Below are 14,785 nucleotides of genomic sequence, written 5' to 3'. Positions count from 1 at the left end.
AAAAAAAGAGGACACACCCATGGCAAAGGCCAAGTTTGAAAGAAATAAGCCGCACGTTAACGTAGGAACCATTGGACACGTTGACCACGGTAAAACCACACTAACCGCAGCAATCGCAACCGTAGCAGCCAAAACATCAGGCGGCGACGCAAAAGACTACGCAGCGATTGACTCAGCACCAGAAGAAAAAGCACGTGGTATCACAATCAACACCTCACACATCGAATACGACACCGAAGCACGTCACTACGCACACGTAGACTGCCCAGGTCACGCAGACTATGTGAAAAACATGATTACTGGTGCCGCACAGATGGATGGCGCAATTCTAGTCGTATCAGCGACAGATGGCCCAATGCCACAAACACGTGAGCACATCCTACTATCACGTCAGGTAGGCGTACCATACATCATCGTATTCATGAACAAATGTGACATGGTAGATGACGAAGAACTACTAGAGCTCGTAGAAATGGAAGTACGTGAATTACTATCAGACTATGACTTCCCAGGTGATGACACCCCAATCATCAAAGGATCAGCGCTAGAAGCCCTAAACGGCAATGACGGTCCATATGGCGAACCTGCAGTAATCGAACTACTAGAAGTACTAGATACATATATCCCAGAGCCAGAGCGTGACATCGATAAAGCATTCCTAATGCCAATCGAAGACGTGTTCTCAATCTCAGGACGCGGTACCGTAGTAACAGGCCGTGTAGAATCAGGTATCATCAAAGTAGGCGATGAAATCGAAATCGTAGGTATTAGAGACACTCAAAAAACCACCTGTACAGGTGTAGAGATGTTCCGTAAGCTACTAGACGAAGGTCGTGCTGGTGAAAACTGTGGTGTACTACTACGTGGTACAAAGCGTGAAGACGTACAGCGTGGCCAAGTACTAGCAGCGCCTGGATCTATCACACCGCATACAGACTTTGATGCCGAAGTATATGTACTATCAAAAGAAGAAGGTGGCCGTCATACACCATTCCTAAATGGTTACCGTCCACAGTTCTACTTCCGTACTACAGACGTAACAGGTGAAATCATTCTACAAGACGGTACTGAAATGGTAATGCCTGGCGATAACGTTGAGATGAGCGTGAAGCTAATCTTTCCAATCGCAATGGATAAAGGCTTACGTTTCGCAATTCGCGAAGGTGGCCGTACTGTAGGTGCTGGTGTTGTTGCTAACGTTAAGGACTAATGATATTGGTTGAACGTTGCTAGGTCAGCTGCTGTTATTTAGTAGCAATAGTAATAGTAGTAGTAGCCAAGCACTAAGCTAAAAAGACTGTCTCTTTGAGATGGTCTTTTTTTTGTCTAAATTTTTCAATAGGTTGAGCTCCCTTTTATGAGTTAGTATATTAGTAATCACAAGTAGTCCAAACCGCTATAAATTTTGATATACAATGCTAAAAAGTGAAATTCTAATACAACTATTATGAGTTTGTTAGGCTTTGAAAGTTGACTTAATTACAAGGCTTGCATTCCCTAAAAAAGATTGTATAATAGGCAACCTTAACTAAAGGCGATTGGCTCAATTGGTAGAGCATCGGTTTCCAAAACCGAGGGTTGGGGGTTCGAGTCCCTCATCGCCTGCCACACTTAAAATACTGTCTGAGCTTTAAAAAGCACCTTTCTTTCACCTATACAATTAGACGGCTAGTATTATCCGTCTGCGTCGTAAGGCAAGTCAATTATGAGCAATCTACGAGATAATTTAAAAGACAAGTTATCTGACGCGAAGCGGGGCGCTCATAAAACGTTAGATGGTAAACTGCCAACTAACACCGTGAATAAAGCCAGTGCAGTGGAAGTTGCAAAGACCCGTTCGCCGAAAGATATGGCACTATGGACGCTTGCATTTATAGCATTAATCAGCGCAACTCTAGTTATTTATAAACTGCCTGGTATTTGGCAGCCTGCTAATGACATTTGGGTGCGGGTCGGTATAACGGCATCATTAATTGTATTCGCGTTTATCTGCCTAGCTTTGACTAACCAAGGTCGTAGTTTTAAGGTCTTATTAAAAGATGCAAGTATAGAATTACGCCGTGTTACGTGGCCAACTAAAAGTGAAACTATCCAATATACGTGGCAGACTTTACTTGTTATTGGCATAGTTGCCGTTATCGTTTGGTTATTAGATAACTTCTTTAATTGGCTGGTTGGTATTTTTATTGGCTAAATTAATTTAGACAGATGTATTACAAGTTATATCGTCAATAGGTATACAGCTAACATTAAATAGCAAATATAAACACACATTTTTGGCTGAGCTTATAAATAAACTTAAGTTACTCGGCTTGTTTTTATTCAGCAACGTCTGATTAACGTCAATGGAGAACTTTATGCGCTGGTATATCGTCCAAGCATTTTCAGGATATGAAAAGCAAGTCCAACGCTATTTGACGGATCGTATTAATCGTAGTGAGTTCGCTGATAAATTCGGTGAGGTATTAGTGCCTACCGAAGAAGTCGTTGAAATGAAAGACGGCAAAAAGCGTAAAAGTGAGCGCAAGTTCTTTCCAGGCTATGTATTAGTAGAAATGGAAATGAATGATGATACTTGGCATATTGTCAATGATTGTCCTCGCATAACTGGTTTTATCGGGGGTACACCTGAGAATCCAGCGCCAATCACTAAGGTTGAAGCGGATCGTATATTAAACCGCTTGAAGCAAACTGAAGAAGCACCGCGTCCGAAAACATTATTCGAGCCAGGTGAAGAAGTTCTGGTCATTGATGGTCCATTCACAGACTTCAAAGGTTTGGTAGAAAAAGTAGATTACGAAAAATCCAAATTACAGTTAACAGTAAACGTATTTAACAGACCAACTCAGGTCGAATTAGAGTTTAGTAAAGTTGAAAAAATAAGCTAATTTGCTAAAAGCATTCAACTAAACTAAATATAATACCCACCGGGGAGCTGAAAGCTTAGCGTTGATATTTTAATTCTGTAAATCTTTAGAACTTTAAAATAGCTTCGATAAGTAATAAGCGTTATCACCCGTAAAGGAGAAAACTCATGGCTAAGAAGATTGATGGTTACATCAAACTACAAGTGCCTGCTGGTAAAGCAAATCCTTCACCACCGATTGGTCCTGCACTGGGTCAAAAAGGTGTGAACATCATGGCATTTTGTAAAGAGTTCAATGCAGCGACAGCTAGCATGGAACCAGGTTTACCGATTCCTACAGAGATTACAGTTTACGCCGATAAATCTTTCACTTTTATCATGAAGTCACCACCTGCTGCATTCTTGCTGCGTAAAGCTGCTGGTATTGCCAAAGGTTCTGGTGTTCCAAACATGACCAAAGTAGGTAAAGTAACTCGCGCACAGCTTGAAGAAATTGTTCAAACTAAGAATGCTGATTTAACTGCCGCCGATATGGATGCTGCTGTACGTACTATTGCTGGTACTGCGCGTTCAATGGGTATCGAAGTGGAGGGTGTGTAAATGAGTAAGCTTACAAAACGTCAAAAACAAATCGCTGAGCGTGTTGAAAACGAAAAGTTATACACACTTGAAGAAGCGGTGACAATTTTAAATGAATTACCACCTTTGAAGTTTAAAGAGTCTGTAGATATTGCTATCAACTTAGGCGTAGATCCACGTAAATCTGATCAAGTTGTACGCGGTGCTACTAACTTACCTGCGGGTACTGGTAAAACTAAGCGTGTCGCTGTGTTTGCTCAGGGTGCTGCTGCAGAAGCTGCAAAAGAAGCTGGTGCGGACGTAGTTGGTATGGAAGATCTTGCAGAACAAGTTAAATCAGGCAATCTAGACTTTGATGTTGTTATTGCTGCGCCTGACGCAATGCGTGTGGTTGGTCAATTAGGTACAATTTTAGGTCCACGTGGCTTAATGCCTAACCCTAAAGTTGGAACTGTAACCCCTAATGTTGCAGAAGCCGTCACCAATGCTAAAGCAGGTCAGGCAACTTACCGTGTTGATAAAGCGGGTATTATCCATACCACTATCGGTCAGGTTGGTTTCACTGTTGATCAGATTGAACAAAACGTTAAAGCGTTGTTGTCTGATATTCGCCGTGCTAAACCAGCTACCTCTAAAGGTATATTTATTAAGAAGATTACGTTATCAAGCACTATGGGTCCTGGTATCACCTTAGATCCAGTACCATACCGTTTGATTAAATAAGTATTCTTCATAGTCACTAATTTAAGTAAGTTTTTTAGAGTACTAATTCAATTTACTTTATAAAGGTTACTTGATAGGTTTACTCTATAAAGATTGTTCAAAAAATTACTAACAAAATTTTAAAATTAGGTCAGCTTAGCCAAAGCTATGCTGTCTAAGACCGTAGGTAGGTTGTTCAATAGAATTCTTAATAATTATTGAACGCTGTTAATTGATATTTATGCTGTGTATTTATTGTACAGCTAGATATTGGCCTACGCAGACGGTGACCAATATTGATTGAAAATGGAAATTTAGAGGGTACTAACCTCTAGTTTCTCTTCATTCTGATAAAGGTGCCGTATTCGCGTTATTTAAGCGCTTATGTATAATTAAGCTTACTTAAATAACAGAAACGTCAATTCAGTATCGCTTGTCGATATTGATGAGATTAAGGAGTCAACTCATGGCATTAACGCTAGAACAGAAACAAAAAGTTGTGGCTGAAGTGTCTGAAGTTGCTGCAAATGCTTATTCAGCAGTTGCTGCCGATTATCATGGACTTGAAGTATCTCAGTTAACTGAGTTACGTAACCAAGCTCGTGAGAAAGGCGTTGTACTTAAAGTTGTTAAAAATACGCTTGCTAAGCGTGCTTTTGAAGGTACAGATTTTGAGTGCATGTCAGATAAGATGGTCGGCCCATTGTTACTGGCTTTTTCTACTGAAGATTTAGGTTCTGCTGCTCGTGTTATTAACGAGTTTGCAAAAGAAAATGACGCTTTAGAAGCTAAGCTTGTATCAGTCGGTGGCGAATTGTTTGGTCCTGAGGAGCTTGAGCGCGTAGCTAAGCTTCCAACACGTGACGAAGCACTATCTATTTTGATGGCAACGATGAAAGCACCAGTAACCAAACTTGCTCAAACTTTGAACGAAGTTCCAAGCAAATTTGTACGCACTGTTGCAGCAGTAAAAGACACGAAAGAAGCCGCTTAGCTTATATTAGTAAGTTAATAAGCTGTTTTCGGTCTACACAATATGATGATTATCGCTTATATGTGTAACACATATTGTTACGACCATAATTAATCAATTTAAAATTTATCAGAAACTGGAGAAATCCCATGGCACTATCTAAAGATGACGTGTTAAACGCAATCGCTGAAATGTCAGTAATGGATATCGTTGAGCTAATTAACGATATGGAAGAGAAATTTGGCGTAACTGCTGCTGCCGCTGTTGCTGCTGCACCAGCTGCTGCTGCTGAAGGTGGCGCTGCTGCTGCTGAAAAAGACGAGTTCGATGTAGTATTAGCAAGCTTTGGTGAGAAGAAAGTTGCTGTTATTAAAGCAGTTCGTGAAGCTACTGGCCTTGGTCTTAAAGAAGCTAAAGAACTAGTTGAAGGCGCTCCTGCTCCAATTAAAGAAGGCGCTAACAAAGTTGAAGCTGAAGAGCTTAAGAAAAAGCTTGAAGAAGCGGGTGCTTCTGTAGAACTTAAATAATAGATTTTAATCTATATTAAAGTTTGATTGAATAGGCTAATGGTCTAGTCAATCATAAAGCCAACAATGTGATAAGCATTGTTGGCTTTTTAGTTATGCATGACTTTTAGAAGGAATGAATTATATTGCAAAGCAATTATAAATGATGTATAATTCCGCACTTGACCTTTTGTATTAGCCTAAATGGTTGGCAAGCGTCACGCTAATTTTTATATCTATATCTGCTTAACAAACGTTTAGCGATTAATACATACTAAGGGACAGACAATTTGTATGTTTATGACATCTTTAGCTTCTATCCTTTTAACTTAACCTAGGTACGTCTGTACTTGGGATTTTTTTGCATCTATTGTATGTATCTTAAACCCTAAATTATGAATATAACTCCCTGATTTTACTTATAAATCAGACATCACTCTTAGCTATAAATTTTTTGTAATGGGTTTGGCAGCGTTGACACTTATATAACAAGTATGAACGTTATGATAGTAATGTACAACAGACATTTATCACAGGTCAATCCCACTGTTTCAATTTGATGATTGCGGTCCAAACTATTGATTTGATAAATCATTTCATAGTAATAGCTTGAACCCAATCGTATTTATTCTACTGTCTACTGTAAGGACTCTCGATGGCATATTCCTATACTGAAAAAAAACGTATTCGCAAAAGTTTTGCCGAGTTGCCACATGTCATGGATATTCCCTATCTATTGGCAATTCAAGTGGATTCCTATGAGCAATTTTTGCAGGAAAATAAAAAGCCAAAAGTGCGCGAAAATACAGGTTTACAAGCTGCATTTTCATCTATTTTCCCAATCGAAAGTAATTCCAACAACGCAGAACTACAATTTGTTGAATACTATCTAGGTGCCCCTGAGTTTGATGAGCGTGAGTGTATTTCTCGCGGCTCTACTTTTGCAGCACCTCTACGTGTAAAAATCCGTTTGGTTATTAAAGATAAAGATAGCAAAGACAAAAACAGTAAAGCGGCGATTAAAGACATTCGCGAACAAAATGTATACATGGGTGAAATCCCATTAATGACCAATAACGGTACTTTTATCATTAACGGTACTGAGCGTGTCATTGTATCTCAGCTACATCGTTCACCTGGTGTGTTCTTCGATCATGATAAAGGTAAATCACATTCAAGTGGTAAGGTGTTATATAACGCTCGTATCATTCCTTATCGTGGGTCTTGGTTAGACTTTGAATTTGACGCAAAAGACTTAGTATTCGCTCGTATTGACCGTCGCCGTAAGTTGTTGGGTACGATTATTCTTCGTGCTCTTGGCATGGAAACTAATGAGATCTTAGATACTTTCTTTGATAAAGTTTCTGTTTATAAAGGTGAGGAGCAGTTCGAAATTGATTTAGTGCCAGATCGTCTGCGTGGCGAAATGGCGCAATTTGATATTGTGTCGCCAGATGGTGAGGTATTGGTTGAGCAAGGTAAGCGCATCAACGCGCGCCGCATTCGCCAAATTGAAAAATCAGGCATGGAAAAGTTAGCGGTACCTGATGAGTATCTGTACGAACGCGTACTCGCTGAAGATATTGTTGTTAATGACGAGGTTATTGCTAAAGCCAATACGTTAATTGATCATGAATTATTGGTCAAATTAAGTGGTTTTGAAGCCAGTGATTCAATCAAAGAATTTAAGATTCTATTCACTAATGATATCGATCATGGAACCTACATCGCTGATACGCTTCGTGCAGATACGACAGGAAGTCGTGAAGAAGCGCTTATCGAAATCTATAAAGTGATGCGCCCAGGCGAGCCACCAACCATCGATACTGCTGAAAAATTATTTGAAAGCATGTTCTTTAATGCAGATCGTTATGATTTATCTAACGTTGGCCGCATGAAGTTTAACCGCCGTTTGGGTCGTGATTTTGAAAACACAGATGATTCAGATGTTAAACGTGAGCAAAGCGTTCTGACTAAAGAAGACATCATCGATGTTTTGAAAGAGCTTATTAATATTCGTAACGGTATTGGTGAAGTCGATGATATCGACCATTTAGGTAACCGCCGCATTCGTTCTGTGGGCGAAATGGCTGAAAACCAATTCCGTGTGGGTTTAGTACGTGTTGAACGTGCCGTCAAAGAGCGTTTAAGCTCAGCTGAGTCTGACAACTTGTCACCACAAGACTTAATTAACTCCAAACCTGTAGCAGCTGCGGTTAAAGAATTCTTTGGCTCGAGTCAGTTATCGCAGTTTATGGATCAAAATAACCCGTTATCAGAAGTGACGCACAAACGCCGTATTTCGGCTTTAGGCCCAGGCGGTTTAACCCGTGAGCGTGCAGGCTTTGAGGTTCGAGATGTTCACAATACTCACTACGGTCGTGTGTGCCCAATCGAAACACCAGAAGGTCCAAATATTGGTTTGATTAACTCGTTAGCGACATTCGCTAAGACCAACGAGTTTGGTTTCTTAGAAACGCCTTATCGTAAGGTTGTAGATGGTAAAGTAACCGACGACATCGAATATTTATCTGCAATTGAAGAAGCAGGTACGGTTATTGCACAGGCAGACTCTGAGCTTGATGACAATGGTGAGCTTGCCGAAGATATGGTCATGGTACGTAGTGGCGGTGAATCAGTTCGTATGCCAAGTGATAAAGTGACGCATATGGACGTATCACCAAGTCAAGTAGTGTCAGTTGCTGCAAGTTTGATTCCATTTCTTGAGCACGATGATGCTAACCGTGCATTGATGGGTTCAAACATGCAACGCCAAGCGGTACCTACTTTAAGTGCTGATAAGCCATTAGTCGGTACTGGTATGGAGCGTCATGTTGCCCGTGATTCGGGTGTATGTGTGATTGCCAAACGTGGTGGTGTTATTGAAGACGTTGATGCATCACGTATCGTTGTGCGTGTGAATGAAGACGAAATCCAAGCGGGTGAAGCGGGTATTGATATTTATAACCTAATCAAATACACACGTTCTAACCAGAATACATGTATTAACCAGCGTATCATTGTAAACCAAGGTGATGAAATTGCAGGTGGTGATATTTTAGCCGATGGTCCGTCAACGGATTTAGGCGAGTTGGCATTAGGTCAGAACATGCGTGTGGCGTTTATGCCATGGAATGGTTATAACTTCGAGGATTCGATTTTATTATCTGAACGTGTGGTCAAAGAAGACCGTTTCACAACTGTTCACATTCAAGAATTAACCTGTGTGGCGCGTGATACTAAGCTTGGTACTGAAGAAATTACTGCTGATATTCCAAACGTTGGCGAAGCTGCCTTATCTAGTTTAGATGAGTCTGGTATCGTCTATATCGGTGCCGAAGTTGATGCGGGTGATATCCTAGTGGGTAAAGTAACCCCAAAAGGTGAAACCCAGCTTACGCCAGAAGAGAAACTACTGAGAGCTATTTTTGGTGAGAAAGCGGCAGATGTGAAAGATACCTCTTTACGTGTGCCAACGTCCACCAAAGGTACCGTCATTGACGTGCAAGTCTTTACGCGCGATGGCGTTGATAAAGACGAGCGTGCCAAAGCGATTGAGAAGTCACAACTTGATAATTATCGTAAGGATTTAAAAGAAGAATTACGTATTTTTGAAGAAGCTGCGCGTAGTCGTATTGTCAATTTGTTAGATAATCAGTCTATCAGTGGTGGTGCTGGTCTAAAATCTGGTACTAATTTGTCTACTAAAGAGTTGTCAGACATGACGCTTGAGACTTTGCTTGATATACAGCCAGTAGAAGAAGAAATTGCTGAACGTATGACTCAAATCCAAGAGTTCTTGGTTGATAAGCAAAAAGACATCGATACTAAGTTTGCTGAGAAAAAGCGTAAGCTAACAGCAGGTGATGATCTACAGCATGGTGTTCAAAAAATCGTTAAAGTATATCTGGCAGTTAAGCGCCGTATCCAGCCTGGTGATAAAATGGCTGGTCGTCATGGTAACAAGGGTGTTGTGTCTCGTATTATGCCAGTTGAAGACATGCCTTACGATGAGAATGGTAACCCAGTTGATATCGTATTGAACCCGCTAGGTGTCCCATCGCGTATGAACATCGGTCAGGTACTTGAGACTCACTTGGGTATGGCGGCTAAAGGTCTTGGTGATAAGATAAATGGCATGGTAAAGGCTCAAGCAGCGGTTGCTGAACTACGTGATTTCTTAGATAAGATTTATAATAAAGTAGGCGGCGAGCAGGTTGATCTTGACAGCTTGACTGACGATGATGTTATGGCGCTTGCACAAAACTTACGCGGCGGTGTACCTATGGGTACCGCTGTATTTGATGGCGCTCGTGAAGTTCAAATTGATGAGCTGCTAGAGCTTGCAGGCTATTCAAAATCTGGTCAGCAAACTTTATATGATGGTCGCACAGGGGTTAAGTTTGACCGCCCTGTTACCGTTGGCTATATGTATATGTTGAAACTGAACCACTTAGTTGACGATAAGATGCATGCCCGTTCTACCGGCTCTTATTCTTTAGTAACCCAGCAGCCCCTAGGTGGTAAAGCTCAATTTGGTGGTCAGCGCTTCGGAGAGATGGAAGTGTGGGCGCTAGAAGCTTACGGCGCAACCTATACGTTGCAAGAGATGCTAACAGTGAAATCGGATGATGTTGAAGGTCGTACACGTATGTATAAGAACATCGTTGATGGTGAGCAGTACATGGATCCAGGTATGCCTGAATCGTTCAACGTACTGACCAAAGAGATTAAGTCACTGGGTATCAATATTGAGTTAAAAGAAAGTAACTAAAACCTTACTTTAAACCTTTAGCTCAATCAGATTCATTGCCTTCAAATGGTAGTTGGTGTCAGTAAATATACAAATACATATGACCCAACTATCATGAACACTTATAACGGAGAAGCAACTTGAAAGATTTACTCGATATTATGAAAAGCCCTGCCGACAATGGCAAACGTGAATTTGATAGCATTCAAATATCATTGGCTGCTCCTGAGACTGTCAAATCATGGTCACATGGTGAAGTTAAAAAGCCTGAAACCATCAACTATCGTACCTTCAAACCTGAGCGCGACGGTTTGTTCTGTGCTAAAATTTTTGGACCTGTAAAGGATTTCGAATGTTTATGTGGTAAATATAAGCGTCGTAAATTCCAAGGTGTCATTTGTGAAAAATGTGGCGTAGAAGTAACGACTGCCAAAGTACGCCGAGATCGTATGGGTCACATTGATTTAGCAAGCCCAGTTGCGCACATTTGGTTCTTAAAATCTTTACCAAGCCGTATTGGTTTGTTACTTGATATGACCTTGCGTGATATCGAGCGTGTATTGTATTTTGAAAGCTATGTCGTGACTGAACCTGGTATGACTTCTCTAGAGAAGTACCAATTACTAGATGATGAAGACTATTACAAAGCCCTAGAAGAATTTGGTGATGAATTTACCGCCAAAATGGGCGCAGAAGCGGTTCAAGATTTATTAAAAGATATCGATATTGATTTAGAAATTGATGATCTACGCGAAGAAATCCCAAATACGGGTTCTGAGACGAAGCTTAAAAAGATGTCTAAGCGCTTAAAATTATTAGAAGCTTTCCGTGATTCTAATAATAAGCCTGAGTGGATGGTAATGAGTATCTTACCGGTACTTCCACCAGATTTGCGTCCTCTAGTTCCCCTAGAAGGTGGCCGTTTTGCGACCTCAGATCTAAATGATTTATATCGCCGCGTTATTAACCGTAACAACCGTTTAAAGCGTCTCTTAGAGCTCAATGCGCCTGACATTATCGTACGTAATGAAAAACGTATGCTACAAGAGTCAGTTGATGCGCTATTAGATAACGGTCGTCGTGGCCGTGCTATCACAGGTAGTAATAAGCGTCCGTTGAAGTCACTTGCCGATATGATAAAAGGTAAGCAAGGTCGTTTCCGCCAAAACTTATTGGGTAAACGTGTTGACTACTCTGGCCGTTCGGTGATTGTTGTTGGTCCAACGCTACGTTTACATCAGTGTGGTTTACCTAAGAAAATGGCCCTTGAGTTATTTAAGCCATTTACTTACTCAAAATTGTTATCACATGGTATGGCGACAACCATCAAACAAGCTAAGAAGATGGTAGAGCGCGAAGAGCCGCAAGTTTGGGATATGCTGGCCATGGTTATTCGTGAGCATCCAGTTATGCTAAACCGTGCTCCAACACTGCACAGACTTGGTCTTCAGGCGTTTGAACCGGTATTGATTGAAGGTAAGGCCATTCAGCTTCACCCACTAGTTTGTACCGCATTTAACGCCGACTTTGATGGTGACCAAATGGCGGTTCATGTACCATTAACACTTGAAGCCCAGCTTGAGTGTCGTACGCTGATGATGTCGACGAATAACATTTTATCACCTGCTAACGGTGATCCTATTATCGTTCCGTCACAAGACGTGGTCTTAGGTCTTTACTATATTAGTCGTTCGTCTATTAATGCTAAAGGCGAGGGCATGATATTTGCCACCGTTAACGAAGCATTGCGTGCCATTGGTTCAAATGATCTACACGTTAATGCTAAAATTAAAGTACGTGTGACTGAGACGGTAATTGATGATGACGGTAACGAGACTGAAACCACGTCACTTAAAGACACGGTTGCAGGTCGTCTTTTAATTTGGAACATCATGCCTAAAGGTATGAAGTTTGAAGAATGTAATGTTGAGATGACCAAGAAAAACATCTCTAAACTGATGAACTCTTGCTATCGTACTCGCGGCGTAAAAAACAGTGTAATTTTCGCTGACCAATTGATGTACTTAGGTTTTGCACAAGCAACACTATCAGGTGTATCAATCGGTATCGAAGATATGGTTATTCCGCCTAAGAAGAAGGAATTAATCGACGCAGCAGATGCTGAAGTTCGTGAAATTGAACAACAGTTCGAGCAAGGTTTTGTTACCGCAGGTGAGCGTTATAACAAAGTCGTCGATATCTGGTCGCGTACCAATGATAAAGTCGCTAAAGCGATGATGGACAACCTAGCTACTGACAAAGTTATCAATGCCGAAGGTGATGAGGAAGAGCAAAAATCTTTCAACTCCATCTTTATCATGTCAGACTCTGGTGCTCGTGGTAGTGCGGCACAGATTCGTCAGTTAGCCGGTATGCGTGGTTTGATGGCTAAGCCAGATGGATCAATCATTGAGACACCTATTAAAGCCAACTTCCGTGAAGGTCTGTCAGTACTACAGTACTTTATTTCGACTCACGGTGCTCGTAAAGGTTTGGCCGATACCGCGCTTAAGACAGCAAACTCAGGTTACTTAACGCGTCGTCTGGTTGACGTTGCGCAAGATTTAGTAATTACTGGTGATGACTGTGGTACAGATAAAGGCGTACGTATGACGCCACATATCCAAGGCGGCGAAATCATTGAGAAACTAGGCGATCGTGTATTAGGTCGCGTCGTGGCTCAGGATGTGGTTAGCCGTGATGATGAAGTACTATTAGCAGCAGGTACGCTTATCGATGAGCATGGCGTTCAAGTTATTGATGGTAATGGTATCGATGTGGTATGGGTACGCTCTGTTATTACTTGTGATGTACCCCATGGCGTTTGTGCTCAGTGTTATGGCCGTGACCTTGCACGTGGTCACAAAGTGAATATTGGTGAGTCTGTGGGTGTTATGGCAGCGCAATCAATTGGTGAGCCAGGTACTCAGTTAACCATGCGTACGTTCCACGTTGGTGGAGCAGCAAGCTCGACATCTGTTGATAATAGTGTTTCTGTAAGAAACTCAGGTTCTGTTCGTTTCCATAACATGAAAACAGTTGAACATGCTGATGGTCACCTCGTTATTGTTTCTCGTTCAGCTGAAATTGGTGTTGCTGATGACGTAGGTCGTGAACGCGAGCGTTATAAAGTCCCGTACGGTTCAAGCGTATTAGTTAAAGATGGTGACGATGTTGAAAGTGGGCAGTCAATCGCTAAATGGGATCCACATACGCATCCGATTATCACTGAATTCGCTGGTAAAGCACGCTTTAGTGACATCATTGATGGGTCAACGGCTACCGTCAAAATCGATGATGCTACTGGTATGAGCTCGTTTGAAATTCTTGGTGCTAAAGATCGTCCGTCTAATGCTAAAGATTTACGTCCAGCAATTATTCTAGACACCACCGAAGGAAAAGAGGTGGTTTACTTCTTACCTTCTGAAACGATTATTCGTGTGTCTGATGGCGAAGATGTGACTGCCGGTTCTGTACTAGGCCGTGTACCTCAAGCGACGTCTGGTACTAAAGATATTACAGGTGGTCTGCCACGTGTTGCTGACTTGTTTGAAGCACGTCGTCCTAAAGATCATGCCATCATGGCAGAGATGTCAGGTGTAGTGAGCTTCGGTACGGCGACTAAAGGTAAGAACCGCTTTATTATCACCAATGAAGATGGTGAGGCTCATGAAGAGTTGATTCCTAAATGGCGTCAGATTAACGTCTTTGAAAATGAGACGGTTGAGCGTGGTGAAGTCATTGCAGATGGTCCATTAAATCCGCATGACATCTTACGTCTGCAAGGTGAAACGGCATTGGCTAACTATATTGTTGATGAAGTACAAGATGTATATCGTCTGCAAGGGGTTAAGATCAACGATAAGCACATCGAAGTTATTATCCGTCAGATGTTGCGTAAAGTTGAGATTACCGATGCAGGTGATTCTAGCTACTTCAAAGGTGATCAGGTCGAATATGCTGATGTGAAAGCCACAAATGAGAAGCTACTTGCTGAAGATAAGTTCCCAGTTAAATTCCAGCGTCAACTATTGGGTATTACTAAAGCAAGCTTAGCGACTGAAAGCTTTATCTCAGCGGCATCGTTCCAAGAAACAACCCGTGTCTTAACTGCTGCTGCGGTTGAAGGTAAGGTTGATGAGTTACGCGGCTTGAAAGAAAACGTCGTTGTTGGACGCCTGATTCCAGCGGGTACTGGTCTTGCTTATCATGCAGCACGCAAAAAAGCCAAAGAAGGCCAGCCTGCTTATGATGTTGAAAGTGCATTAGATGCTGCATTCGATATAGAAGCGACCAATCCTTCTCAAGACTTCAAGAGCTTTGATGAAGCCTTCGCTCAAGAGTTAAGTCAAGATAAATAATTATATCGGTTCAGCTTATAAAATTATTTTGTAATAGAAAAGCCA

At 41.5% G+C, this 14,785-nt stretch carries 9 protein-coding genes and 1 tRNA gene; all 10 read left to right on the top strand.

Annotation, left to right across the window (positions count from 1 at the left end):
• Positions 1 to 19 precede the first annotated feature (19 nt).
• The 10 genes from tuf (at position 20) to rpoC (ending at position 14,740) form a co-directional block, all read left to right on the top strand.
• The gene (gene tuf, locus AC2SLP_RS05550; RefSeq protein WP_486535648.1) at positions 20 to 1,210 is read left to right on the top strand and encodes an elongation factor Tu; all 1,191 of its coding nucleotides are present in this window, start codon (positions 20 to 22) and stop codon (positions 1,208 to 1,210) included.
• A gap of 322 nt (positions 1,211 to 1,532) precedes the next feature.
• Positions 1,533 to 1,608: transfer RNA gene (locus AC2SLP_RS05545), tRNA-Trp, on the top strand.
• Positions 1,609 to 1,705: 97 nt separating this feature from the next.
• Entirely contained in the window at positions 1,706 to 2,194 is a 489-nt protein-coding gene (gene secE, locus AC2SLP_RS05540) for a preprotein translocase subunit SecE (protein WP_486535643.1), read from the top strand.
• A 163-nt stretch (positions 2,195 to 2,357) separates the two neighbouring features.
• Positions 2,358 to 2,888: a transcription termination/antitermination protein NusG gene (gene nusG / locus AC2SLP_RS05535; protein WP_486535642.1), complete on the top strand. Its 531-nt coding sequence runs from the start codon at positions 2,358 to 2,360 to the stop codon at positions 2,886 to 2,888.
• Between the two features lie 146 nt (positions 2,889 to 3,034).
• On the top strand, positions 3,035 to 3,466 hold the full coding sequence (gene rplK, locus AC2SLP_RS05530) for a 50S ribosomal protein L11 (protein ID WP_486535641.1): 432 nt from the start codon (positions 3,035 to 3,037) through the stop codon (positions 3,464 to 3,466).
• Positions 3,467 to 4,168 (top strand): 50S ribosomal protein L1, encoded by a 702-nt coding sequence (gene rplA, locus AC2SLP_RS05525; protein WP_486535640.1) that lies wholly within the window; start codon positions 3,467 to 3,469, stop codon positions 4,166 to 4,168.
• Between the two features lie 445 nt (positions 4,169 to 4,613).
• Positions 4,614 to 5,141 carry a 50S ribosomal protein L10 gene (gene rplJ / locus AC2SLP_RS05520; RefSeq protein WP_486535639.1) on the top strand — a complete coding sequence of 176 codons (528 nt, stop codon included), beginning with the start codon at positions 4,614 to 4,616 and terminating at the stop codon, positions 5,139 to 5,141.
• Positions 5,142 to 5,269: 128 nt separating this feature from the next.
• The gene (rplL, locus tag AC2SLP_RS05515) at positions 5,270 to 5,647 is read left to right on the top strand and encodes a 50S ribosomal protein L7/L12 (RefSeq protein WP_486535638.1); all 378 of its coding nucleotides are present in this window, start codon (positions 5,270 to 5,272) and stop codon (positions 5,645 to 5,647) included.
• Positions 5,648 to 6,281: 634 nt separating this feature from the next.
• Complete coding sequence (rpoB, locus tag AC2SLP_RS05510) at positions 6,282 to 10,400, top strand: DNA-directed RNA polymerase subunit beta (RefSeq protein ID WP_486535637.1); 4,119 nt, start codon at positions 6,282 to 6,284, stop codon at positions 10,398 to 10,400.
• A gap of 119 nt (positions 10,401 to 10,519) precedes the next feature.
• The gene (gene rpoC / locus AC2SLP_RS05505) at positions 10,520 to 14,740 is read left to right on the top strand and encodes a DNA-directed RNA polymerase subunit beta' (protein ID WP_486535636.1); all 4,221 of its coding nucleotides are present in this window, start codon (positions 10,520 to 10,522) and stop codon (positions 14,738 to 14,740) included.
• Positions 14,741 to 14,785: the final 45 nt, after the last annotated feature.

The sequence above is a fragment of the Psychrobacter sp. CX21 genome, from assembly GCF_057396255.1.
This window is presented reverse-complemented; position numbering and strand designations above follow the sequence as displayed.